The sequence below is a fragment of the Flavobacterium defluvii genome (assembly GCF_900129555.1).
GTDB classification, from domain to species: Bacteria; Bacteroidota; Bacteroidia; order Flavobacteriales; family Flavobacteriaceae; genus Flavobacterium; species Flavobacterium defluvii.
In genome coordinates this window covers 56,734-82,725 of sequence record NZ_FQWC01000012.1, presented here as the reverse complement: position 1 = coordinate 82,725, position 25,992 = coordinate 56,734, and the positions used below count along the sequence as shown (strand labels likewise).

Below are 25,992 nucleotides of genomic sequence, written 5' to 3'. Positions count from 1 at the left end.
ATATTAATAATCGTAAGATTACATTACTAATGATTTATTTGAAGGTGCAAACTTTGTCAGGTTGATACCATCTACAGCTGTTGTATATTCGGCTAATGTTGGAGTTCTACCCAAAATTGTAGATAAAACTACAACTGGTGTAGAAGAAAGTAAAGACTCTCCTTTTTTACCTTCAGCATCTTCTACTACTCTTCCCTGGAAAAGACGAGTTGAAGTTGCCATTACTGTATCTCCTTTTGCTGCTTTTTCCTGGTTCCCCATACAAAGGTTACATCCCGGACGCTCTAAATACAGCATGTTTTCGTATTCTGTACGCGCTGCACCTTTTGGAGCGTTATCGTCGAATTCGAAACCTGAATATCTTTGTAAAACTTCCCAGTCTCCTTCTGCTTTCAATTCGTCTACAATATTATATGTAGGAGGTGCAACTACAAGAGGAGCATTGAATTCTACTTTTCCTTTTTGCGCTTCAACATTTTTCAGCATTTGAGCAAGAATTTTCATATCTCCCTTGTGAACCATACAAGATCCGATAAATCCTAAATCAACTTTTTTCTCTCCACCATAGAAAGATAATGGTCTGATAGTATCGTGAGTGTATCGTTTAGAAACGTCAACGTTGTTTACGTCTGGATCGGCAATCATTGGTTCAGCAATTTGATCTAAATCAACTACAACTTCAGCATAATATTTAGCGTTTGCATCTGGAGTTAAAGCTGGTTTTTCAGCCGATTTAATTTCTGCAATTCTCTTATCAGCTTTATTGATTAATCCTTGAAGAACGTGTTTATCGTTATCCATTCCTTTATCGATCATGATCTGAATTCTTCCTTTAGCAATTTCCAATGATTCGATTAAAGTATCGTCTTCAGAAATACAGATAGAAGCTTTTGCTTTCATCTCTGCAGTCCAGTCTGTAAATGTAAACGCCTGGTCAGCAGTAAGAGTTCCAATGTGAACCTCAATGATTCTTCCTTGGAATACGTTTTCCCCACCAAATTGGTGAAGCATTTGAGCCTGAGTAGCATGAACCACGTCACGGAAATCCATATAACCTTTCATATCTCCTTTGAAAGTTACTTTTACAGATTCTGGGATTGGCATTGAAGCTTCTCCGGTAGCAAGAGCAAGAGCAACTGTTCCTGAGTCGGCACCAAAAGCAACTCCTTTAGACATTCTTGTGTGAGAGTCACCACCAATAATGATAGCCCATTCATCTACAGTAATATCGTTAAGCACTTTATGGATTACGTCTGTCATTGAATGATAAACACCTTTCGGATCACGAGCTGTGATTAATCCGAAATCGTTCATGAATTTCATCAATTTTGGAATATTTGCCTGAGCTTTTTTATCCCAAACCGAAGCAGTATGACAACCTGATTGATATGCACCGTCAACGATTGGTGAAATTACTGTTGCAGCCATAGACTCTAATTCCTGAGCTGTCATAAGTCCTGTGGTGTCCTGAGAACCTACAATATTAACTTCTACACGAACATCAGAGCCAGCATGTAATACTTTGCCCGGAGCGATACCAACCGCATTTTTATTGAAGATTTTTTCTACTGCAGTAAGACCTTGACCTTCGTGAGATACTTCTTTTGAGGGAGCGTATACAAGAGGAGCTTCGATATCTAAAACTTTAGCAGCTAATGTTTGAAGTTTTTTACCAAATACAATAGCGTAAGAACCACCTGCTTTGATAAATTCCATTTTTTGAGGAGTAAATGCTTTAGAAATATCAATTAATTCCTGATCTCCATTATAAAGCTTTTTCTCTTTAATATTAATTGTAAGAACTGTTCCTGTAGCTACAGAATATACTTGTTCTAAAATTGGTTCATCGTTTTCATTACGAACAACATTACCATTTTCATCAACTTTTTTAACCCAGTTTTTAAGGTCTAAACCAATACCACCAGTTACGTCAACAGTTGTTAAGAAAATTGGAGAAATACCATTTGTTCCTCCAACAATTGGAGCGATGTTAACGAATGGAATATATGGACTTGCTTGTTTTCCTGTCCAAAGCGCCACGTTGTTTACACCTGACATTCTAGAAGATCCAACTCCCATTGTCCCTTTTTCTGCAATTAACATTACGCTTTTATCTGGGTGCTGCGCTTGTAATGCTCTTATTTCCTGCTGTGCCTGAGGTGTAATCATACACTGCCCATGAAGTTCACGGTCTGAACGTGAGTGAGCCTGATTACCCGGAGAAAGTAAATCTGTTGAGATATCACCTTCACCAGCAATAAATGTAACTACCTTAATTTCGTCTGCTACTTCTGGAAGTTTTGTAAAAAACTCAGCTTGTGCATAGCTTTCAAGGATTTCTTTTGCAATTGCATTATTGTTTTTGAATGCCTCTACTAAACGATCTGTATCTGCTTCGTAAAGGAAAACTTGTGTTTTTAAAACTTTTGCCGCTTCTTTTGCAACAGCAGCATCATTCCCTAAAGCTAAATCAAGCAATACTTCAATAGAAGGTCCGCCTTTCATGTGAGATAATAATTCAAAAGCAAAAGCCGGAGTAATTTCACTTACTATAGACTGGCCAAGAATAATTTCTTTTAAAAACTTAGCTTTTTCACCTGCAGCACTTGTAGTACCAGGTAAAGTGTTGTAAATAAAAAACTTAAGAGAATCTTCTCTGTATGGATTGTTTAAATCTTTAATTTGTGCAATAATTTCGCTTAATAATTCAGCACTATCGATTGGTTTTGGATGAAGACCCTGATTTTTACGTTCTTCAATCTCCTGGATATAATCCTTATAAATATTCATAATTAAGGCAGATTTATTTTTTTGAGGCAAATTTAAGCATTAATGCCGATAATTAAAAAAAATATAATAGAAGTCCCCTTTTCAAAAATTATTATTGCTAAAAAACGATTTTCATTGCTTGTTTTTGCTAAAATATCAATTTTGAATTAAAAAAATGAATTATTAATATTTTAAAATCTTTTCATTAACAAAGTCGAAATTTAATGTTACGAACTAAGTGAGATTTTTACCTCAATTTTCACAAAGAATAGTTCTAAATAAAAAATTATAACGTTATAGTTGGAATTTTTCAGACCTATTTTGTCTTTTAAGAAATTATTCAAATCAAAAATTTAATCTTATATAAAACAGAAAAGCCTGACAGGAACATCAGGCTTTCTAAAATCTATATTTTAATTTTTTACATCAATTTCTTAATAATAATTTCTTCAGTTATTCCTTCAGCATCTGCTTTGTAGTTTTTAATAATTCTGTGTCGCAAAATTCCGGTTGCAACTGCTTTTACGTCTTCAATATCCGGTGAAAACTTACCATTAAAAGCCGCATGTGCTTTTGCTGCTAAGATTAAGTTTTGAGATGCTCTTGGCCCTGCTCCCCAATCAAGATAATTTTTCACAAAGTCGTTTGTCAAAGCATTATCCGGTCGTGTTTTGCTTACTAAAGTTACAGCATATTCTATCACATTATCTGCCACAGGAATTCTGCGGATTAGATGTTGGAAATCTATAATTTCCTGAGCTGTAAATAATGGCTTAATTTCTACTTTATTGTCAGATGTGGTTTGTTTTACAACTTTTACTTCTTCTTCAAATGTTGGATATTCTAATTTAATAGCAAACATAAAACGGTCTAACTGTGCTTCTGGTAACGGATAAGTTCCTTCCTGCTCGATTGGGTTTTGAGTTGCCAGTACAAAATATGGCAAATCTAATTTATAGTTTTGTCCTGCAATTGTTACTGAACGTTCTTGCATTGCTTCTAATAGAGCTGCCTGCGTTTTAGGCGGCGTTCTGTTAATCTCGTCGGCCAGAATAATATTAGAAAAAATTGGTCCTTTAATAAATTTAAAATGTCTGTTTTCGTCTAAAATTTCGCTTCCTAAAATATCCGAAGGCATTAAATCCGGCGTAAACTGAATTCTTTTAAAATCTAAACCTAAAGCCTGAGACAGCGTATTGATCATTAAGGTTTTTGCCAAACCTGGAACACCTATTAAAAGTGCGTGTCCGCCCGAAAATATACAAAGTAAAATTTGGTCAATTACGGCATCCTGCCCTACAATGATTTTTGCTATTTCGTTTTTTAATTCGTTACGTTTCTGAACTAAATTGTGAATTGCTGTTACGTCAGACATTTATGAATATATTTTAAATTAAAAAGAGTTAGTTTTATGAATTCATAAAACTAACTCTTTTTCTTTATTTAATAAAAATTATTTTTTCAACCAGTTATTAGCAAATGTACAATCTCTGTACTCACCAATAATTTTGATGTAAGTATCTTTAATTTTAGCATCAAACCATTTTGCAATTGCGTTGATTTGTTTTTCCTTTAATGCTAATTCTTTAATTTTGGTATAATCTTTAGCATAATCGGCAACGTGTTCGTCAATTCTGTTTGTTACGGTAATTAATTTATACGTTTTCTTTCCTTTTTCATCTGTATTTAAAAGGGGCTGAGAAACTTCGTCGTCTTTTAAATTTGATACCTGACCATATAAACTTGGATCCATTTTAGTTAATTCAAAACGAGTGTCCTGAGTATTTGGATTAATTAAAGTTCCACCATTTGCTCTTGTTTCTTTTTCATCAGATTCTGTTCTTGCTGCTTCTGCAAAACTAATTTCCTTACTTACGATTTTAGATCTTACATTAGCCAGTCTCTCTTTAGCTTCTTTTAAAGCACTTTCAGAAACAACAGGCGCAATTAAAATATGACGCAATTCAACTTCCTGGCCTTTTATTTTATCTACCATAATGATATGGAATCCGAAAGTTGTTTCAAAAGGTTTTGAAATTTCACCTTCCTGTAAACTAAATGCAACATCTTTAAATTCTTTTACGAAAGGTGTTTTTCTAGTCATTTTATAGTAACCTCCATTTGGTGCAGAACCCGGATCTTGTGAATATAAAACAGCTTTAGTAGCAAAGCTTGAACCGTCTAAAACGTCTTGTCGAATGGCATTTAATCTGTCGATAACTTTCTGCTTGTCTTCTTTTGAAACTTTTGGCTCAGCAACAATCTGTGCTACTTCCATTTCGGCTCCAAAAGTAGGAAGTTCATCTTTTGGAATTTTTTTGAAGAAATTACGAACTTCTTCAGGAGTAATTTCAACATCTTTTACGATTTTATCTCTCATTTCTGAGGCTAATTTTTGCTCTTTTAAGATGTCTGCAAAATAAGTTTTGAATTCTTCAACAGAGCTCTTTTTATAATATTCTACAACTTTATTGATATCTCCAACCTGTTGAATCATATAGTTTAAACGCTCTTCCATCATGTTTCTGATTTCGGCATCACTTACGATAATACTATCCTGAATTGCCTGGTGTGCGTATAATTTGTCTTCTAAAAGTTTACCAAGCATTTGGCATCTTGTAATATCTTTAATATTACCTCCCTGGCTTGCGATTTCCAAATATCCTTTATCAATATCAGAGTCTAAAACAATATAATCGCCAACTGTAGCGATAATACCATCAATTTTTTGTTTTCCGTGTACAGTTTCTGCCGGTTTCTCAGCTACAACATCCTTAATAACTTCCTGAGCTGAAATTATTGAGTTGAAAAAAAGTAAAAAACACATTGTTAAGACTAACTTATAATCAATTGTTTTTAGCTGTAATTTTTTTAATAACATTCTTTTAAATTTAATTTGGATGTAAATACCTGTATCGTAAAATTTAATTGGCAATTATTTGTTTTCAAAATTCTTCTGAAAACTAAATAATAGACTTCTATCTTCTTTTATAAAACGAACAAAAATAACAATTCAATTACATAATACAACTATCAGCCATAGTATTAACAAAAAATTATGTGGATCATAATTAAAATCGTTACGGGAGGGTTTATTTAAACATCTGTTTCTCTTTCTATAATATTTAAATTCAAAAACAGCTCAAATAAGAATAACTGATTTTCAGCAATGTAAAAAAAAGTTTTAAACACTACAACGTTTTCGTTGTAAAACTATTTTCTTACAAAAACAAATCGAATCAAAAAACTCCTACTTTAGATGCGTTATTAATAATTTATTGCGGCAAAAAATAAGAATATCTATTTTTTAAAGCATTAAAATTAACAATAACAAACTTTATTAATTTAACCTTAACCACATCTATTATGAAAAAACCTATTGTAAGATTATTTTTTCTTACTGCAATTACAACCTTTTTGTATTCTTGTACAAATGATACAAATGATGCTGACGCTAAAGCCGAAAGTCAGCAATTTAAAATTATCAATGTCACTAACCATGACGGAAAACCTTTTAGTACTGGTCCGAAATCTTCTTCAATGACCGGAAAATACGTTGACAATCCGGGCGGTGGTGTTATGATGCAGGCTTTTTACTGGGATGTTCCCGCGGGAGGAAACTGGTGGAATACTGTAAAAGGAAAAGTGACTGCCTGGGGAAATGCAGGAATTGGCTCAATCTGGCTTCCACCTGCTTCTAAAGCTCAAAACGGAGCATTTTCTATGGGATATGATCCAACGGATTATTTCGATTTTGGAGATTATAATCAAAATGGAAGTACCGAAACACGTTTTGGTTCTAAAACAGAATTAGTAAGTTTAATAACGGCTGCACATACAGAAAACATAAAAGTGTATGCTGATATCGTAATTAATCATAACAGCGGCGGACAATCTGAAGCGAATCCATATACAGGAACTAATACATGGACAAACTTTAGCGGCGTTGCTTCTGGAAAATTTACTCGTAATTATAATGACTTCTATAAAAATAGTTACGGAAATAACGATGAAGGTTCATTTGGAGGTTTTCCAGATTTATGTCATGCAAATCCACACGTTCAGGATTGGCTTTGGCTAAGAGCTGACGGAGTTGGGAAATATTACAAAAATACCATGAAATTTGACGGATGGAGATTTGACTATGTTAAAGGATTTGGCCCATGGGTTGTAAATGCGTGGAATGCAAATGTTGGCGGATTTTCTGTTGGTGAATATTGGGATTCAAATGTAAATACACTGGAATGGTGGGCAAACAATGCTAATAGTTCTGTATTTGATTTTGCCTGCTATTACAAAATGAACGACGCCTTTGACGGAAATAACCTTGCCCTTTTAAATGATGACATGATGTGGAAACGTAACCCATATAAAGCGGTAACATTTGTAACGAATCATGATACAGATGAAATTTGGAATAAATTATTAGCGTATTCATATATATTGACTCACGAAGGTTATCCAACCATTTTCTACAGAGATTACGAAGAATGGCTTGATAAAAACAAATTAAACAACTTGATCTGGATTCACAATAACAAAGCAACCGGAACAACTTCTATTTTATATTCTGATAATGATGAGTATGTGGCAAGAAGAAACGGTTATAACGGAAATCCAGGTTTGGTGGTTTACATCAACAATTCTGATGTTTGGCAGGAAAGATGGATCCAGACCAACTGGGCAAATACGCAAATTAAAGATTTTACAGGAAATTCAACCTGGTATCCAACCACTCAGGCAGATAAATGGGTAAAAATTCAATGTCCTCCAAAAGGATATTCAATTTGGTCAATTAATCAGTAATTTTAAAATGACTATTTAAGGCTGTTGCAAAACAGCCTTATTTTTTTCTTTAAAATCCTTATAGAAACAAAGACTTCCAAATTTACGAACTGAATATTTTTATAAAGCCGTATTTAATAGTATTTTTGCAACCTATTTATACGAAATATGAGCTTTTTAAAAGAAATACAACGCAGAAGAACATTTGGAATTATCTCGCATCCCGATGCCGGAAAAACAACTCTAACAGAAAAATTATTGTTGTTTGGAGGTGCAATTCAGGAAGCCGGGGCTGTAAAAAACAACAAAATTAAAAAAGGAGCAACAAGTGACTTTATGGAAATCGAACGCCAAAGAGGTATCTCGGTTTCGACTTCTGTGCTTGCTTTTAATTATAAAGATAAAAAAATCAATATCCTTGATACTCCAGGACACAAGGATTTTGCAGAAGACACATTTAGAACCTTAACCGCAGTTGATAGTGTTATTGTTGTAATTGACGTCGCAAAAGGGGTTGAGGAACAAACTGAAAAATTGGTTGCAGTTTGTAGAATGCGTAATATTCCGATGATTGTTTTCATCAACAAATTAGATCGTGAAGGTAAAGATGCTTTTGATTTGATGGATGAAGTAGAACAAAAATTAGGCTTAAAAGTTACACCGTTAAGTTTCCCTATCGGAATGGGTTATGATTTTCAGGGGATTTATAATCTTTGGGAAGAAAACATAAACCTTTTTAGCGGAGACAGCCGTAAAAATATTGAAGAAACTATTGCTTTTTCTGATGTACAAAACAATCCTGAACTAGATAAAATTGTGGGAGAAAAAGCAGCTAATAAACTTCGTGAAGAATTAGAATTAATTGATGAAGTTTATCCAAAATTTGAACGTCAGGATTATTTAGATGGAAAAATACAGCCAGTATTCTTTGGTTCTGCTTTGAATAATTTTGGAGTTCGTGAATTGTTAGATTGTTTCATTACCATCGCTCCTTCTCCTAGACCAAAAGATTCTGAAACTCGTACAGTTGATCCTGCAGAAGAAAAAATGAGTGGATTTGTTTTCAAAATTCACGCAAACATGGATCCAAAACACCGAGATCGTTTGGCTTTTATTAAAATCGTTTCAGGAACTTTTGAAAGAAATAAACCTTACTATCACGTTCGCCAAAAGAAAAATTTAAAATTTTCTTCTCCGAATGCTTTTTTTGCGGAGAAAAAAGAAATCGTTGATATTTCTTATCCTGGTGATATTGTTGGTTTGCACGATACGGGAAATTTTAAAATTGGAGATACTTTAACAGAAGGTGAAGTAATGAGTTTTAAAGGAATTCCGAGTTTCTCTCCAGAGCACTTTAGGTACATAAACAATGCCGATCCTATGAAAGCTAAGCAATTAGAAAAAGGAGTAGATCAGTTAATGGACGAGGGTGTTGCACAGTTGTTTACTCTTGAAATGAATAACCGTAAAGTTATCGGAACAGTTGGAGCTCTTCAATATGAGGTAATCCAATATCGTTTAGAGCATGAATATGGCGCAAAATGTACTTACGAAAACTTCCCCGTACATAAAGCTTGCTGGGTAAAACCAGACGATGCTAAAAATGAGGAATTCAAAGAATTTAAACGTATCAAACAAAAATTCCTTGCTCATGATAAATTCGGACAATTGGTATTTTTAGCCGATTCTGATTTTACAATTCAAATGACGCAAAGTAAATACCCAAGTGTTAAGTTGTTCTTTACATCTGAATTTGATTAATTTCATTTAGAAAAAAATATAAAAGGCTGTCTATATTAGGCAGCCTTTTTCATTATCGAATCACAACAACTTTATAACATTATTTTCCAGAATAATTTATCCCTAATCCCCCCATGATTAAAGTTTCAACTCTGGAAAGTTCATCGGCATCAATAATTAAATTTTGCTGTAGTACTTTATTCTTAACTGATTTTATATCAAAATCTATTGTTTTTGAAAGATAATAGTCATTGGCTGTTACAGTAATTAAAAGAGTTTTAGCATCTGAAAGAACTTTTAATGGAATAGAAAAATCTCCTGTTTTTGAATTTAGCTTAACTATACTTTGCGAGTCGTTTATGGTCAAAGTTAAATTTGAATATATTTTGCTGTCGAATGGTTTATTTGTTTTTGCCTCTAAAAGTTTTCCTTTAATTATTATTGAAATTTCTTTATTTTCAACTTGATGATAAGCAACTTTTCCTACTCTATAATTATCTGGTTTCGGAGCACTTATTTCTGTTTGAACCTGCGTTTTCTCTTGTGCATTAAGATTTGAAGCCAGTAATAAAGAGGCTGCTACTGCTGCATATTTAAAATTATTAATTTTTGGAGCTTCATTATATTCAAATTCTTCTTCAATCTGTGTCGTTTTTAATCTGGCACATATGCTTCTATCCTTATTTTCTACAATGAATTTAGCAACTTCTGAGTTTGTTTTTTTGCTCAAATCAATTACATTTTTCATGCAGGAATCGCAAAATGAACCATTAGAATTTGGAATCATTTTGTCAAAATTTTCAGAACAGGGTTTTGCTATTTCTAAGGTAAATTTCTTTTTCATACTATACTTTTTTAAGTTAAATCTTTAAAATGATTCTTACTTATAAAGAGTATATTTTCAATAAAAAGGTTGGGAAGAAATAAAAAATTTTTAAGCATAAAAAAAAGCGCTAATATGTTTAGCGCCTCTTTAAACTTTGAATTAAATCAACCTTACTAAGTCATTATATTTCAAAAATTAATCTTTCATAGGAACAGCAAAATTAATATAACGCACAAACGAAAAGAAATTTAGTCGATTAAAGTAAATTAAATCAGATTAAGTGCATTAATTTAAAATAAAGCCAAAAGAAAAGCCCCATTTTTCAATGGGGCTTTAAAATTTATGCTTGTCCTGCCGGACCAAAATTAAGCGGTATTGGTGCTTGTTCCGTTTCTTTGATTTCGCCATGCGCTGCCTCAAATCTATGGATATTTTCACCTATTGCTCTTAATAATCTTTTAGCATGTTGTGGTGTCAAGACAATTCTTGACTTTACCTTGGCTTTAGGAATACCGGGCATAATGCTCACAAAATCTAAAACAAACTCCGATGATGAGTGATTAATAATTGCAAGATTAGAATAAATTCCTTCTGCAATAGTTTCGTCTAACTCAATGTTAATTTGCTCTTGTTGTTGTTTCGGATTACTCATAGTTTCCCTAATTAATAGATGTATTCTTCTTTATTAGCCATCATTTCGTTGTAATCATCTTTAGATCCTACGATAGTGTTATCGTATTCTCTCATACCAGTTCCCGCAGGAATTCTGTGTCCAACGATTACGTTTTCTTTTAATCCTTCCAGATCATCTACTTTACCAGCTACTGCAGCTTCGTTAAGTACTTTCGTTGTCTCCTGGAATGAAGCCGCAGAAATGAATGATTTGGTTTGTAACGAAGCTCTTGTAATACCTTGAAGAACTGGCGTTGCAGTTGCAGTAATTACATCTCTTGCTACAACAAGATTTTTATCTGTACGTTTCAATAATGAATTTTCATCACGTAATTCACGAGGCGTAATGATCTGACCTGGTTTCAATACTGAAGAATCTCCAGCATCTTCAACCACTTTCATTCCGTATAATTTATCATTTTGAAGGATAAAGTCTTTAGTATGGATCAATTGATCTTCTAAGAATAAAGTATCTCCCGGATCCTCTACTTTTACTTTACGCATCATTTGACGAATTACAACCTCAAAGTGTTTGTCGTTGATTTTTACCCCTTGTAAACGGTAAACCTCCTGAATTTCATTTACCAAGTACTGTTGAACAGCCGCTGGTCCTTGAATTCTTAAGATATCGTCCGGTGTAATAGCACCATCAGACAATGGAACCCCAGCTCTTACGAAGTCATTCTCTTGTACTAAGATTTGGCTTGAAAGTTTCACTAGATACTTTTTAACTTCACCAAATTTAGATTCGATAACGATCTCACGGTTACCTCTCTTAATTTTTCCGAAAGATACAACACCGTCAATTTCAGATACAACTGCTGGATTTGAAGGGTTACGAGCCTCAAGCAACTCGGTAATTCTTGGTAAACCTCCCGTAATATCGCCCGCTTTAGAAGAACGACGAGGGATTTTTACTAATACTTTACCTGCTTTAATTTTCTCACCGTTTTCAACCATTAAGTGTGCACCTACTGGTAAGTTGTAAGAACGAATCAATTCACCTTCTTTACCATAAACTAATAAAGTAGGGATTAATTTTTTGTTTCTAGCCTCAGAAATTACTTTTTCCTGGAAACCAGTCTGCTCATCGATCTCAACCATGAATGATTGTCCTTGTTCTAAATCTTCGTAAGCAATCTTACCAGTAAATTCAGAAACAATTACACCATTATAAGGATCCCATTTACAGATTACAGTTCCTTTTGTAACAACGTCACCATCATTAACAAAAATACTAGATCCGTAAGGAATATTATGAGTATTTAAAACAATTCCTGTTTTCTCATCAATTAATTTCAACTCAGTTGAACGAGAAACTACGATATCAACAGAATTTCCTTCGCTGTCTTCTCCTTTTACTGTTTTTAAATCTTCAATTTCAAGTCTACCGTTGAATCTTGTAACAATACTAGACTCTTCAGAGATACCTCCTGCAACCCCTCCAACGTGGAACGTACGAAGTGTTAACTGTGTACCTGGTTCTCCAATAGACTGAGCTGCAATAACTCCCACAGCTTCTCCTCTTTGTGTCATTTTACCAGTAGCTAAGTTTCTACCGTAACATTTCGCACAAATACCTTTTAAAGCTTCACAAGTTAATGGAGATCTAACTTCAACTTTCTCAATTGGAGACGCTTCGATAGTCTTAACAATTGATTCCGTAATTTGTTCTCCAGATTTAACCATGATCTCATTAGTAAGAGGATTGATAACGTCTTGTAATGCAACACGTCCTAAAATTCTCTCACCTAAAGATTCAACGATTTCCTCATTTTTCTTCAAGGCAGCTACTTCAACACCTCTTAAAGTTCCACAATCCTCGATGTTAACAATAACATCCTGAGAAACGTCATGAAGCCTTCTTGTTAAGTAACCAGCATCGGCAGTTTTAAGAGCCGTATCCGCTAGACCTTTACGAGCACCGTGAGTAGAAATAAAGTACTCAAGGATAGAAAGACCTTCCTTAAAGTTAGAAAGAATCGGGTTTTCAATAATCTCACCACCACCAGCAGTAGATTTTTTAGGCTTAGCCATCAAACCACGCATACCGGTTAACTGACGAATCTGCTCCTTAGAACCCCTCGCCCCAGAGTCAAGCATCATGTATACAGAGTTGAAACCTTGCTGGTCTTCTCTAATATTTTTCATTGCTAACTCTGTTAACTGAGCATTTGCTGAAGTCCATACGTCAATAACTTGGTTATAACGCTCGTTATTTGTGATAAGACCCATGTTATAGTTAGTTGAGATACCTTCAACTTGCTCTCTGGCATCTGCAATCAACTTAGTTTTTTGTTCCGGAATTCTAATATCACCTAAAGAGAATGATAAACCTCCTCTAAATGCGAATTTATAACCCATATCTTTCATATTATCCAAGAAAGCTGCCGTTGTAGGTACATCAGTCACACTTAAAATGTGTCCGATAATATCTCTAAGGTTTTTCTTAGTTAATACGTCATTGATATATCCAGCTGCTTCAGGTACTACTTCATTAAATAATACACGTCCAGCAGTAGTCTGGATGATTTTGTACACTAATTCTCCGTTCTCATTAAAATCTTTAGCTCTGATTTTCACACGAGCATTCAATTCTAATCTTCCTTCGTTTAATGCAATATTTACTTCTTCAGCAGAATAGAAAGTCAAATCCTGACCTAAAATTTTGTGATCTTCTGTAGAAATACGCTCTTTGGTCATATAATATAGACCCAAGACCATGTCCTGAGAAGGTACAGTGATAGGCGCACCATTTGCAGGGTTCAAGATATTATGAGAAGCCAGCATTAATAATTGTGCCTCTAAAATAGCCTCTGGTCCTAATGGTAAGTGAACCGCCATCTGGTCACCATCGAAATCGGCGTTGAATGCCGTACATACTAATGGGTGTAACTGGATAGCTTTTCCTTCAATTAATTTTGGCTGGAAAGCCTGAATACCAAGTCTGTGCAAAGTAGGAGCACGGTTTAGTAAAACTGGGTGTCCTTTAATTACGTTTTCCAGGATATCCCAAACTACTGGCTCTTTCTTATCTATAATTTTTTTAGCAGATTTTACTGTTTTTACAATACCTCTTTCAATCAACTTACGGATTACGAAAGGTTTGTATAACTCAGATGCCATATCTTTTGGCAATCCACATTCGAATAATTTTAACTCAGGACCAACAACAATTACCGAACGAGCAGAATAATCCACACGTTTTCCAAGTAAGTTTTGACGGAAACGCCCTTGCTTACCTTTTAATGAGTCAGATAATGATTTTAATGGTCTGTTAGATTCTGTTTTAACAGCAGAAGCTTTACGAGTGTTATCAAATAATGAATCTACAGATTCTTGTAACATACGTTTCTCGTTTCTTAAGATAACTTCTGGAGCTTTAATCTCCATTAATCTTTTCAAACGGTTATTACGGATAATTACACGACGATATAAATCGTTCAAATCTGAAGTTGCAAAACGACCTCCGTCAAGTGGTACAAGCGGACGTAATTCTGGTGGAATAACTGGAACCACTTTCATAATCATCCATTCAGGACGGTTTTCGCGGTTTTCGTTAGACTCACGGAAAGACTCAACTACTTGTAATCTTTTTAAAGCCTCAGTTTTTCTTTGTTTAGAAGTCTCATTGTTGGCGCTGTGTCTTAATTCGTAAGATAAAGCATCCAGGTCAATACGAGCTAATAAATCCATAATACACTCTGCTCCCATTTTGGCAACAAATTTATTAGGATCTAAATCATCTAAATATTGGTTTTCTTGAGGAAGAGTATCTAAAATGTTTAAATATTCTTCTTCAGTCAAGAAATCTAATCTTTGTAATGATTCTCCGTCAGCATTTTTAGCAATACCGGCTTGAATTACTACGTATCTTTCGTAGTAAATGATCATATCTAATTTCTTAGATGGAAGACCAAGGATATAACCAATTTTGTTTGGAAGAGAACGGAAATACCAGATGTGAGCAATAGGCACAACAAGGTTGATGTGTCCTACTCTGTCACGACGTACTTTTTTCTCTGTAACTTCAACACCACAACGGTCACAGATGATACCTTTGTAACGAATTCTTTTATACTTACCACAAGCACATTCGAAATCTTTTACTGGTCCGAAAATTCTTTCACAGAAAAGTCCGTCACGCTCTGGTTTGTGAGTTCTATAGTTGATTGTTTCTGGCTTTAAAACCTCTCCTCTTGATTCTTTCAAGATAGATTCTGGTGAAGCCAATCCAATAGAGATTTTGTTAAATCTTTTTACTGGATTTTTATCTTTATTGTTTCTATTATTCATCATAGTTTTTACTATTGATTTACTGCTGTTAAAAATTGATTTTAGATTTCATAATCTCCATCTTTCAAAAAATAGATTCCAAAAGAGTTAAATCATCGCGCTTACCTCGGTTTACTTCTCTAAACCTCAAACTCTTATTTGAAGTGCTAGTTATAAAATGCCCTGCATTATTATAAAAAATCGGAACGGGTTACGGGTATAAATCTTAAAAACTTTAATCTTATTAGTAATAGTCTGCAGTCTCAGCCTTCAGGGTTAACCGAATACTGAAACTGCGACTGAAAACTTTTATTATTCTTCCAAACGAAGATCTAATCCTAGACCTTTCAATTCGTGCATTAATACATTGAATGATTCTGGTAAACCTGGTTCTGGCATAGTTTCACCCTTAACGATAGCCTCGTAAGTTTTAGCTCTACCAATAACGTCATCAGACTTAACAGTTAAGATCTCACGTAGCGTACTAGAAGCTCCATAAGCCTCAAGTGCCCAAACCTCCATCTCTCCAAAACGCTGACCTCCAAATTGAGCTTTACCTCCAAGTGGCTGTTGCGTAATCAATGAGTATGGTCCGATAGAACGTGCGTGCATCTTATCGTCAACCATGTGTCCTAATTTAAGCATATAAATTACACCCACAGTTGCTTTTTGTGCAAAACGCTCTCCTGTACCACCATCATATAGGTAAGTATGTCCGAAACGTGGTACTCCAGCTTCATCAGTCAAAGCATTGATTTCGTCTAGAGAAGCACCGTCGAAAATTGGAGTAGCAAATTTTCTACCCAAGTTCATACCAGCCCAACCTAATACAGTCTCATAAATCTGACCAATGTTCATACGTGAAGGTACCCCAAGTGGGTTCAACACGATATCAACTGGTGTTCCGTCTTCAAGGAAAGGCATATCTTCATGACGAACGATTCTTGCAACAATACCTTTGTTACCGTGACGTCCTGCCATTTTATCACCAACTTTTAACTTACGTTTTTTAGCGATATAGATTTTAGCCAATTTCAAGATTCCAGATGGTAATTCATCTCCAACTGTAATAGTGAATTTTTCTCTTCTTAAAGCTCCTTGTAAGTCGTTCAGCTTAATTTTATAGTTATGAATTAAGTCATTAACCATTTTATTAGTAGCGTCATCAGCAACCCACTGACCTTTGCTTAAGTGAGCAAAATCCTCTACTGCGTAAAGCATTTTTTGAGTATATTTTTTACCTTTTGGTAAAACTTCTTCACCCAAATCATTCATTACACCTTGAGATGTTTTTCCGTTAACGATAAGGAATAATTTCTCAACCAATCTGTCTTTTAATTCAACAAATTTAGTTTCGAATTCCATTTCCAAAGCGCCTAAAGCATCTTTATCCTGAGTACGTTTACGTTTATCTTTTACGGCTCTTGCAAATAATTTTTTGTCAAGAACAACACCATGTAAAGATGGAGAAGCTTTTAATGAAGCATCTTTCACATCACCAGCTTTATCTCCGAAGATTGCACGAAGCAATTTCTCCTCTGGAGTTGGATCTGATTCTCCTTTTGGTGTAATTTTTCCGATCAAAATGTCGCCAGGTTTAACCTCTGCTCCAATTCTAATCATACCGTTTTCATCTAAATCTTTAGTAGCTTCTTCAGAAACGTTAGGAATATCGTTTGTTAACTCTTCATTTCCTAACTTAGTGTCTCTAACCTCTAATGAATAATCATCAACGTGGATAGATGTAAAGATATCATCACGAACTACTTTTTCAGAAATTACAATCGCATCCTCGAAGTTGTACCCTTTCCATGGCATGAACGCAACTTTTAAGTTTCTACCTAAAGCTAATTCTCCATTTTGAGTAGCATATCCTTCTGATAATACTTGTCCAGGAACAACTCTGTCACCTCTTCTTACGATTGGCTTCAAGTTGATACTTGTACCTTGGTTGGTTTTTCTGAATTTAATTAAGTTGTACGTTTTCTCATCAGCATCAAAACTAACCATTCTCTCGTCTTCAGTACGATCGTATTTAATAGTGATGATATTAGCATCTACGTATTCAACAGTACCATGCCCTTCAGCATTGATTAATACTCTTGAATCTGAAGCTACCTGACGCTCTAAACCTGTACCAACAATCGGTGCTTCAGGACGGATCAAAGGAACTGCCTGACGCATCATGTTTGATCCCATCAACGCACGGTTCGCATCATCATGCTCCAAGAAAGGAATTAATGACGCAGAAATCGAAGCGATCTGATTAGGAGCAACGTCTGTATAATGAACTACAGATGGTTCAACAACCGGGAAGTCACCTTCCTCACGAGCAATAACATTGCTAGCTGTAATTTTACCAGTTTCGTCCATTTCAATGTTTGCCTGAGCAATCATTTTACCTTCTTCTTCTTCAGCACTTAAGTAAATTGGAGTACTTTCTAAATCAACTACACCATTCGTTACTTTACGGTATGGAGTTTCGATGAATCCCATTCCGTTTACTTTTGCATAAACACCAAGAGATGAAATCAAACCAATATTTGGTCCCTCAGGAGTTTCAATCGGACATAAACGTCCATAGTGCGTATAGTGAACGTCACGAACCTCGAAACCAGCCCTTTCTCTCGAAAGTCCACCTGGTCCAAGTGCAGAAAGTCTTCTTTTGTGTGTAATCTCAGCTAATGGATTCGTTTGATCCATAAATTGAGATAACTGGTTAGTACCAAAGAAAGAGTTGATAACTGATGATAATGTTTTAGCATTGATCAAATCAATTGGTGTAAACACCTCGTTATCTCTAACGTTCATTCTCTCACGAATAGTTCTAGCCATACGTGCTAAACCAACACCGAATTGTTGAGACAATTGTTCACCAACTGTTCTAACACGACGGTTTGATAAGTGGTCGATATCATCAATCTCTGCCTTAGAGTTGATTAACTCGATCAAATATTTAACGATTGTAATGATATCTTCTTTAGTAAGCACTTGCTTATCCATAGGGATATCTAAATCTAGTTTTTTGTTCATTCTGTAACGACCAACTTCACCTAAGTTATAACGTTGATCAGAGAAGAACAATTTATCTATAATACCACGAGCAGTTTCCTCATCAGGCGGTTCAGCGTTACGCAGCTGACGGTAAATGTGCTCTACAGCTTCTTTTTCAGAGTTTGTTGGATCTTTTTGTAACGTGTTGTGGATAATAGCATAATCTGCTTGGTTATTATCCTCTTTGTGTAACAAAATAGATTTTACATTAGAATCGATGATCTCTTCAACATTATCTTTGTCGATAATAGTATCACGATCAAGGATGATTTCGTTACGTTCGATAGAAACTACCTCTCCAGTATCCTCATCTACGAAATCCTCGTGCCATGTATTCAATACACGTGCAGCAAGTCTTCTTCCAATATATTTCTTAATACCAGTTTTAGAAACTTTAATTTCTTCAGCTAAGTCGAAAATTTCAAGGATATCCTTATCTCTTTCGAATCCGATAGCACGGAATAAAGTTGTTACAGGTAATTTTTTCTTTCTATCGATATATGCGTACATTACGCTGTTAATATCAGTAGAGAATTCTATCCAAGATCCTTTAAAAGGAATTACTCTGGCAGAATAAAGTTTAGTTCCATTTGCGTGGAATGACTGTCCAAAGAAAACCCCTGGAGAACGGTGTAATTGAGAAACTACAACACGCTCGGCACCATTAATAACAAAAGTACCACTAGGAGTCATGTAAGGAATTGTCCCAAGATAAACATCTTGTACAATTGTTTCAAAATCTTCGTGTTCTGGATCTGTACAGTATAGTTTTAACCTGGCTTTTAAAGGCACACTATAAGTAAGACCTCTCTCTATACATTCTTGAATTGTATAACGTGGCGGATCAACAAAATAATCTAGGAATTCCAATACAAAGTTATTTCTTGTATCTGTAATTGGGAAGTTTTCCATGAAGGTATTGTATAACCCTTCGTTGCCTCTTTCGTCAGATTTCGTTTCTAATTGAAAGAAATCTTTAAAAGATTTAACCTGAACATCCAAAAAGTCTGGATAGTCAGGGATATTTTTTGTAGAGGCAAAATTCAATCTTTCAGTCTGATTTGTTATCATCAATGGACAAAATTTTGATTAAAAAAAAGTAATTTATTTTTGTGTAAATACACACTGTTTAATCTATACTTTCTTATTATAATCAATACATCTTTAAAAATTAGTTCTATAAATTAAGTCTAATTTTCTTTCTTCGTATTGATCAAAAACTTTTTCGTATTTTAAACTATGGGATAATAAAATTTGATATATTTTATTATACGAAAAATGGTTTAGACCCTTGGATGATTCCATCCAAGGTCTAAACCTAGTTCTAAACTGTGTTTTGTTATTTTAACTCAACAACAGCTCCAGCTTCTTCTAATGATTTTTTAAGACCTTCAGCCTCTTCTTTAGAAACACCTTCTTTAACGTTGCTTGGAGCACCGTCAACTACATCTTTAGCTTCTTTAAGACCTAAACCAGTTAATTCTTTAACTAATTTTACAACAGCTAATTTAGAAGCTCCTGCATCTTTCAATACAACTGTAAATTCAGTTTGTGCTTCTTCAGCAGCACCTTCTCCTCCACCAGCAGCAACTACTACAGCAGCAGCAGCAGGCTCGATTCCGTACTCGTCTTTTAATATTGTTGCTAATTCGTTAACTTCTTTAACTGTTAAGTTAACTAATTGTTCTGCGAATTGTTTCAAATCTGCCATTTTTTCTATCGTTTAAAATGATTTGTAAAAATATAATTTATTTATTGTGCGCTAATTAAGCAGTAAGGAAGTATTCTTCCCTACATCCATAATTACTCTGCTCCTTCTTCGCTTCCAGCGAATTTGTTTTGTAAAGCAGAAATAATTCTTTGAGCAGGAGATTGTAATAATCCAATGATTTCTCCAATAAGCTCTTCTTTAGATTTAATCGTAGCTAATGTATCTAATTGATTATCTCCAATATATACTTCAGAATTGATGTAAGCTCCTTTTAAAACTGGTTTATCAGATTTCTTACGGAAATCTTTGATAATTTTTCCAGGTGCGTTAGCAACATCAGAAATGAAGATAGCACTGTTACCTGATAAAACTGTAGGTAAATCACCATAATCATTAGAAGAAGCTTCCATTGCTTTTGCAAGCAAAGTATTTTTTACAACCTCTAATTTGATACCTGCTTTGAAACAAGCTCTACGTAAGCTTGAAGTTGTCTCTGCGTTTAAACCAGAAATATCAGAAATGTAAATGATATTTGTACCAGCTAACTGCGCAGTTAAATTTTCAATCGCGATTGATTTTTCTTCTCTAGTCATACTAAAAATTTTTAACTACCAATTATACTGCTTTTGGGTCTAATGCGATAGCAGGACTCATTGTGCTTGTAAGGTGAATACCTTTAATGTATGTACCTTTAGCAGCAGTTGGTTTAAGTTTTATTAATGTTTGAATAATTTCGTGTGCGTTGTCAACAATCTGCTCAGCTCCAAAAGAAACTTTACCGATTCCTGCGTGAACGATACCAGTTTTATCAACTTTAAAGTCAATTTTACCAGCTTTAACTTCTTGAACAGCTTTAGCAACATCCATAGTTACTGTACCTGTCTTAGGGTTTGGCATTAAACCTCTAGGTCCTAAAATACGACCTAATGGACCTAATTTACCCATAACAGCAGGCATAGTAATGATCACATCAACATCTGTCCAACCGTCTTTAATTTTTTGTAAGTAATCGTCAAGACCAACGTGATCTGCTCCAGCCTCTCTTGCTTCAGCTTCTTTATCCGGAGTAACCAATGCTAATACTTTAACGTCTTTTCCTGTTCCATGAGGTAAAGTAACTACACCTCTAACCATTTGATTCGCTTTTCTTGGATCTACACCCAAACGAACTGCGATATCAACAGACTCATCAAATTTTGCAGAAGCAACAACTTTAATTAATGCAGCAGCATCTTTTAAAGAGTATAATTTGTTCTTTTCAATTTTTGAAGCAGCCTCTTTTTGCTTTTTTGTTAATTTTGCCATGTCTTTTTCTTAATTAAAAAGGAGCATCTCCTGATACAGTTATACCCATAGATCTAGCTGTTCCAGCAACCATACTCATAGCTTTCTCAATTGTGAAAGCGTTTAAGTCTGGCATTTTGTCTTCAGCAATAGTTCTAATTTGTTCCCAAGTAACGCTAGCTACTTTTTTACGATTAGGCTCACCAGAACCAGATTTTAGCTTTGCAGCTTCCATTAACTGAACTGCTGCTGGAGGAGTCTTAACAACAAAATCAAATGATTTGTCTTTGTACACAGTGATTTGCACTGGACAAATTTTGCCAGGTTTATCCTGAGTTCTAGCATTAAACTGCTTACAAAACTCCATGATATTAACCCCAGCAGCTCCTAAAGCAGGTCCAACCGGTGGCGACGGATTCGCAGCACCTCCCTTAACTTGTAGTTTAACTACCTTACTAATTTCTTTAGCCATTTTTAAAAAATTTAACACTGTAATCAATGGAAGCGATTACAATGGTTTATTATAGTGTAACAAAAAATTATACTTTTTCTACTTGCATAAAACTTAACTCTAATGGTGTTTTTCTTCCGAAAATCTTAACCATAACTTCAAGTTTACGCTTTTCTTCATTGATTTTTTCAACCGTACCATTAAAGCCATTAAAAGGACCATCGATCACTTTTACTGTTTCGCCTAAACTAAAAGGAATAGCGCGAGTATCTGTATTTACAGCAAGCTCATCTACTTTACCTAACATACGATTAACCTCTGATAATCTTAAAGGAACAGGTTCTCCTCCTTTAATTTCTCCTAAGAAACCAATTACACTTGTAATAGATTTAATAATATGAGGTATCTCACCAACTAAGTTAGCTTCAATCATAACATATCCAGGAAAATAAACTTTATCCTTAGACATCTTTTTCCCTTCTTTTACAGTTACTACTTTTTCAGTAGGAACCAAAACCTGGGAAACATAATCCTCCATACCTAATCTGGCAATTTCAGTTTCGATGTAAGCTTTTACCTTATTCTCCTGGCCACTTACAGCTCTCACTACATACCATTTTTTCACATTATTATCTGCCATCACAAAAAAATTATCCTTTTAACCAGTTAAAAAATCCAGCCAAAGCTTTTGCAAAAAATTCGTCTACTCCCCAAGTTGCCAAAGCGAACAGAATCGAAAATACAGCCACAACAATTGTCAATTTTTGAACTTCAGCCCAAGCTGGCCAAGTAACATTTGACTTTAATTCTTCGAAAGCCTCTGATAAATAATTAGTAACTTTTGTCATTTGATATATTTTTTATTGCACGGGCGGAGGGATTCGAACCCCCATCAACGGTTTTGGAGACCGCTATTCTACCCTTGAACTACGCCCGTAATTAAAGCCAGTGACTTCAATTAAGAAAATCAACTGGCTTTTAATGTATTATTTATGAATTACTCTACAATTTCAGTAACCTGTCCAGCACCAACTGTTCTACCACCTTCACGGATAGCGAAACGTAAACCTACGTTCATAGCGATTGGGCTTAATAAAGCAACTTCAATAGTTAAGTTATCACCTGGCATTACCATCTCTACACCTGCTGGTAAAGAAATAACTCCTGTTACGTCAGTTGTACGTACGTAGAACTGTGGACGGTAGTTATTGTGGAATGGAGTGTGACGTCCACCTTCTTCTTTTTTCAAGATATAAACCTCAGCTTTGAATTTAGCGTGTGGTTTTACTGAACCTGGCTTAATAATAACCATACCTCTTTTGATATCAGCTTTATCAATACCTCTTAACAATAAACCTACGTTATCTCCAGCTTCACCTCTGTCAAGGATTTTACGGAACATCTCAACTCCTGTAATAGTAGAAGTTAATTTTTCAGCTCCCATACCAATGATTTCAACAGGATCTCCAGTGTTAGCAACTCCAGTTTCGATACGACCTGTAGCAACAGTTCCACGACCTGTAATTGTAAATACGTCCTCAACTGGCATCAAGAATGGTTTAGCTACGTCACGTACTGGCTCTTCGATCCAGTTATCAACAGCTTCCATTAATTCAATAATTTTAGGTACCCAAGCAGGATCATTGTTTAATCCTCCTAAAGCAGAACCTTGAACTACAGGACCATTATCTCCATCATATTCGTAGAAAGATAATAAATCTCTAATTTCCATTTCAACAAGCTCTAATAACTCAGCATCATCAACCATATCCACTTTGTTCATGAAAACAACGATTCTTGGAATACCAACCTGACGTCCTAAAAGGATGTGCTCACGAGTTTGTGGCATTGGACCATCTGTAGCAGCAACTACTAAGATAGCTCCGTCCATTTGAGCAGCTCCAGTAACCATGTTCTTTACGTAATCCGCGTGACCTGGACAGTCAACGTGAGCGTAGTGACGGTTAGCTGTTTCGTACTCTACGTGTGATGTATTAATAGTAATACCTCTTTCTTTCTCCTCTGGAGCGTTATCGATTTGATCAAACGATTTTGCTTGACAGTAACCAGCATCTGACAATACTTTTGTAATTGCAGCAGTTAATGTAGTTTTTCCGTGATCTACGTGTCCAATTGTACCTATGTTTAAGTGCGGTTTGGAACGATTAAAATTCTCCTTTGCCATTTTACTTAATTTTTAATCTTAGTTATATATTAATTTTCAATTTCCTACTTACTTGAGCCAATGTCGGGATTTGAACCCGAGACCTCTTCCTTACCAAGGAAGCACTCTACCCCTGAGCTACACCGGCAGAGAGCTCTGATTTTAGATTTCTGAATTTAGATTTTAGATTTTTAAAAACCTAAAACCCAAAACCTTAACCTCTTTTTTTTTGTGGGGAGAGCAGGATTCGAACCTGCGAAGTTCTCACAGCAGATTTACAGTCTGCCCTCGTTGGCCGCTTGAGTATCTCCCCTAATTTCTTAATTTTCAATATCCTAAAAGAACAATTTCAAATCGCATTTGAAATATTTTTTGAGCCGATAGAGGGACTCGAACCCACGACCTGCTGATTACAAATCAGCTGCTCTAGCCAGCTGAGCTACATCGGCGAATACATTAAAAAAGTCCGCTATTTCTAACGGACTGCAAATGTAGCTATTTTATCTTTGAATCAAAACATTTTTTAAAAAAAATTTCAATTAAATATGTGCTCTGATTTTTTCTTTCCTTTTAACCAGCAAACGCTCTAAAGATTCAGCCGAAAGCTCTACTGCTTCTTCAAAGGATTTACATTGCTTTTTAACCAAAAATTCATCTCCCGGAACATTAATCTTAATCTCTACCGCCTTATTCTCCTTATCACTTGTTCTTTCAACTTTTAAAAAAACATCAGCCGAAACCACTCGGTCGTAATACTTTTCGAGCTTATCCATTCTCTCTTGAATAAAATCCACCAATTTTCTGTCGACAGTAAAGTTAACTGCATGAACATCTACCTTCATAATAATAATTTTAGGGTTAAACTTTTGGAATTATTATTTATTTCTTGGATGTGCATCTGAATAGACTTTTTTCAACTCTGCTAAACTATTATGAGTATAAACCTGTGTAGATGCCAAACTCGAATGTCCTAATAATTCCTTGACTGAATTTAAATCTGCTCCGTTGTTTAATAAATGAGTCGCAAAAGTATGCCGAAGCACATGCGGACTTTTTTTTACTTTTTCAGAGACCCTACTAAAGTAACAATTTATTAATCGATACACAAACGATTCACTCAATTTTAACCCTTTTTTCGAAATAAAAAAATAATCCGAATCTACTATTTCTTCAAGTCCCGTTCTTTCTTTTAAATACAAATCAATTTGACCCGCAACAACTGGCAAAAGCGGAATAATTCGTTCTTTATTTCTTTTTCCCAATACCTTAATAAGATTCGAAGAAAGATCAACATTTTTAACCAACAAACCTATTAATTCCGCCCGACGCATTCCGGTTGTATAAAAAAGCTCCACAATAAGCTTATCCCTAACTTCCTCAAATCCGAAAGGTGAATCTACACCAGCCATTAAATCATTTATTTCTTTTTCTGAAAAAGGAATCTGAACAATTTTAGGAGTTTTAAGCGCTTTATGCTTAAGCATCGGATTAACATCTATTTGCTTAATCTTTAAAAGAAATTTATAAAATGCTTTTAAAGAAGCCATTTTTCTATTTACAGAAACATTTGAAATCTGCTGATCGACTAAATAAACTATCCAGCTTCTTATTTGGCTATAGTTTACCTTCTCAACCCCTTCTTGCTCAAAATGTGACCTATTGAATTCTTCAAAAAAAGTAATATCGTTTAAATAAGCATTAACCGTATGAGGAGAATATTTTTTTTCATACTGCAGATAATCACGAAATGCTTCTTTATTCGACTTCATAAGTTATTTTTTTTGCCTTATACCTATTATATGTAATACACAAGAAAGTATAAAAATAAAAAACCGTTAGCATCAAAATTAAAACATTTTGACCACTAACGGTAATTATTTTTGAAAAGCTTAATACTAACTCTCTAAACTATCTTTCAAAGTTTGGATGTAAGCAGCTTTTTGAATTTGAGCTCTTTTTACAACAGAAGGCTTAATAAAAGCTGTACGCGCTCTTAATTGACGAACAGTTCCTGTTTTATCAAATTTTCTCTTATAGCGCTTTAATGCTCTATCGATATTTTCTCCGTCTTTAATTGGTATAATTAACATAATATAGACACCTCCTCTCGTTAAGGCCGCAAATGTAAAAATTAATTATGAATTATGAGTTATAAATTATGAATTATTTTTTTAGAGAATAGATTATAGAAAAAAGAGAATAGAAAAACTCTTTACTCTTTACTCTTTACTCTTTACTCTTTACTCTTTACTCTTTACTCT

Annotated in this window: 19 protein-coding genes and 4 tRNA genes; 2 read left to right on the top strand and 21 right to left on the bottom strand. The window is 34.8% G+C overall.

The window, feature by feature from the left end:
• Positions 1 to 18: 18 nt before the first annotated feature.
• From BUC29_RS19875 to BUC29_RS19865, 3 genes are all read right to left on the bottom strand, one after another.
• The gene (locus tag BUC29_RS19875) at positions 19 to 2,790 is read right to left on the bottom strand and encodes a bifunctional aconitate hydratase 2/2-methylisocitrate dehydratase (RefSeq protein ID WP_073418129.1); all 2,772 of its coding nucleotides are present in this window, start codon (positions 2,788 to 2,790) and stop codon (positions 19 to 21) included.
• Positions 2,791 to 3,190: 400 nt separating this feature from the next.
• Positions 3,191 to 4,144: an AAA family ATPase gene (locus BUC29_RS19870; protein ID WP_073418127.1), complete on the bottom strand. Its 954-nt coding sequence runs from the start codon at positions 4,142 to 4,144 to the stop codon at positions 3,191 to 3,193.
• A gap of 78 nt (positions 4,145 to 4,222) precedes the next feature.
• Positions 4,223 to 5,650, bottom strand: coding sequence for a peptidylprolyl isomerase (locus BUC29_RS19865; protein ID WP_073418196.1), 1,428 nt, complete (start codon positions 5,648 to 5,650; stop codon positions 4,223 to 4,225).
• A 485-nt stretch (positions 5,651 to 6,135) separates the two neighbouring features.
• Between BUC29_RS19865 and BUC29_RS19860 the strand changes: the two genes are divergently transcribed.
• Both BUC29_RS19860 and BUC29_RS19855 read left to right on the top strand, forming a co-directional pair.
• The gene (locus BUC29_RS19860; RefSeq protein ID WP_073418125.1) at positions 6,136 to 7,575 is read left to right on the top strand and encodes an alpha-amylase; all 1,440 of its coding nucleotides are present in this window, start codon (positions 6,136 to 6,138) and stop codon (positions 7,573 to 7,575) included.
• A gap of 147 nt (positions 7,576 to 7,722) precedes the next feature.
• A complete protein-coding gene (locus BUC29_RS19855) occupies positions 7,723 to 9,315 on the top strand; it encodes a peptide chain release factor 3 (protein ID WP_073418123.1) in 1,593 nt (530 codons plus the stop codon).
• A gap of 79 nt (positions 9,316 to 9,394) precedes the next feature.
• Here BUC29_RS19855 and BUC29_RS19850 read toward each other — a convergent pair whose 3' ends face one another.
• From BUC29_RS19850 to rpsU, 18 genes are all read right to left on the bottom strand, one after another.
• Entirely contained in the window at positions 9,395 to 10,138 is a 744-nt protein-coding gene (locus BUC29_RS19850; RefSeq protein ID WP_073418121.1) for a hypothetical protein, read from the bottom strand.
• Between the two features lie 322 nt (positions 10,139 to 10,460).
• A complete protein-coding gene (locus BUC29_RS19845) occupies positions 10,461 to 10,772 on the bottom strand; it encodes a DUF3467 domain-containing protein (RefSeq protein ID WP_012024017.1) in 312 nt (103 codons plus the stop codon).
• An 11-nt stretch (positions 10,773 to 10,783) separates the two neighbouring features.
• Entirely contained in the window at positions 10,784 to 15,091 is a 4,308-nt protein-coding gene (rpoC, locus tag BUC29_RS19840) for a DNA-directed RNA polymerase subunit beta' (RefSeq protein ID WP_073418119.1), read from the bottom strand.
• A 288-nt stretch (positions 15,092 to 15,379) separates the two neighbouring features.
• Positions 15,380 to 19,192 carry a DNA-directed RNA polymerase subunit beta gene (gene rpoB / locus BUC29_RS19835; RefSeq protein ID WP_073418117.1) on the bottom strand — a complete coding sequence of 1,271 codons (3,813 nt, stop codon included), beginning with the start codon at positions 19,190 to 19,192 and terminating at the stop codon, positions 15,380 to 15,382.
• Between the two features lie 268 nt (positions 19,193 to 19,460).
• Positions 19,461 to 19,832, bottom strand: a complete 372-nt coding sequence (rplL, locus tag BUC29_RS19830; protein ID WP_057123938.1) for a 50S ribosomal protein L7/L12 — start codon at positions 19,830 to 19,832, stop codon at positions 19,461 to 19,463.
• A gap of 92 nt (positions 19,833 to 19,924) precedes the next feature.
• Positions 19,925 to 20,425: a 50S ribosomal protein L10 gene (rplJ, locus tag BUC29_RS19825; protein WP_008466919.1), complete on the bottom strand. Its 501-nt coding sequence runs from the start codon at positions 20,423 to 20,425 to the stop codon at positions 19,925 to 19,927.
• Positions 20,426 to 20,447: 22 nt separating this feature from the next.
• The gene (gene rplA / locus BUC29_RS19820; protein ID WP_025572415.1) at positions 20,448 to 21,137 is read right to left on the bottom strand and encodes a 50S ribosomal protein L1; all 690 of its coding nucleotides are present in this window, start codon (positions 21,135 to 21,137) and stop codon (positions 20,448 to 20,450) included.
• 13 nt (positions 21,138 to 21,150) lie between these two features.
• On the bottom strand, positions 21,151 to 21,588 hold the full coding sequence (gene rplK / locus BUC29_RS19815; protein WP_008466923.1) for a 50S ribosomal protein L11: 438 nt from the start codon (positions 21,586 to 21,588) through the stop codon (positions 21,151 to 21,153).
• Between the two features lie 67 nt (positions 21,589 to 21,655).
• A complete protein-coding gene (gene nusG / locus BUC29_RS19810) occupies positions 21,656 to 22,207 on the bottom strand; it encodes a transcription termination/antitermination protein NusG (RefSeq protein ID WP_031456759.1) in 552 nt (183 codons plus the stop codon).
• Between the two features lie 10 nt (positions 22,208 to 22,217).
• On the bottom strand, positions 22,218 to 22,415 hold the full coding sequence (secE, locus tag BUC29_RS19805; RefSeq protein ID WP_008466927.1) for a preprotein translocase subunit SecE: 198 nt from the start codon (positions 22,413 to 22,415) through the stop codon (positions 22,218 to 22,220).
• An 18-nt stretch (positions 22,416 to 22,433) separates the two neighbouring features.
• Positions 22,434 to 22,504 (bottom strand) — tRNA-Trp (locus tag BUC29_RS19800).
• Positions 22,505 to 22,564: 60 nt separating this feature from the next.
• On the bottom strand, positions 22,565 to 23,752 hold the full coding sequence (gene tuf / locus BUC29_RS19795) for an elongation factor Tu (protein WP_073418115.1): 1,188 nt from the start codon (positions 23,750 to 23,752) through the stop codon (positions 22,565 to 22,567).
• Positions 23,753 to 23,807: 55 nt separating this feature from the next.
• Positions 23,808 to 23,879, bottom strand: a tRNA-Thr gene (locus BUC29_RS19790).
• 84 nt (positions 23,880 to 23,963) lie between these two features.
• Positions 23,964 to 24,044, bottom strand: a tRNA-Tyr gene (locus BUC29_RS19785).
• A 62-nt stretch (positions 24,045 to 24,106) separates the two neighbouring features.
• Positions 24,107 to 24,180: transfer RNA gene (locus BUC29_RS19780), tRNA-Thr, on the bottom strand.
• A 90-nt stretch (positions 24,181 to 24,270) separates the two neighbouring features.
• Complete coding sequence (hpf, locus tag BUC29_RS19775; RefSeq protein WP_053472330.1) at positions 24,271 to 24,573, bottom strand: ribosome hibernation-promoting factor, HPF/YfiA family; 303 nt, start codon at positions 24,571 to 24,573, stop codon at positions 24,271 to 24,273.
• 33 nt (positions 24,574 to 24,606) lie between these two features.
• The gene (locus BUC29_RS19770) at positions 24,607 to 25,500 is read right to left on the bottom strand and encodes a tyrosine-type recombinase/integrase (protein WP_073418113.1); all 894 of its coding nucleotides are present in this window, start codon (positions 25,498 to 25,500) and stop codon (positions 24,607 to 24,609) included.
• A gap of 126 nt (positions 25,501 to 25,626) precedes the next feature.
• Positions 25,627 to 25,821 carry a 30S ribosomal protein S21 gene (gene rpsU, locus BUC29_RS19765; RefSeq protein ID WP_012024008.1) on the bottom strand — a complete coding sequence of 65 codons (195 nt, stop codon included), beginning with the start codon at positions 25,819 to 25,821 and terminating at the stop codon, positions 25,627 to 25,629.
• Between the last annotated feature and the right edge of the window lie 171 nt (positions 25,822 to 25,992).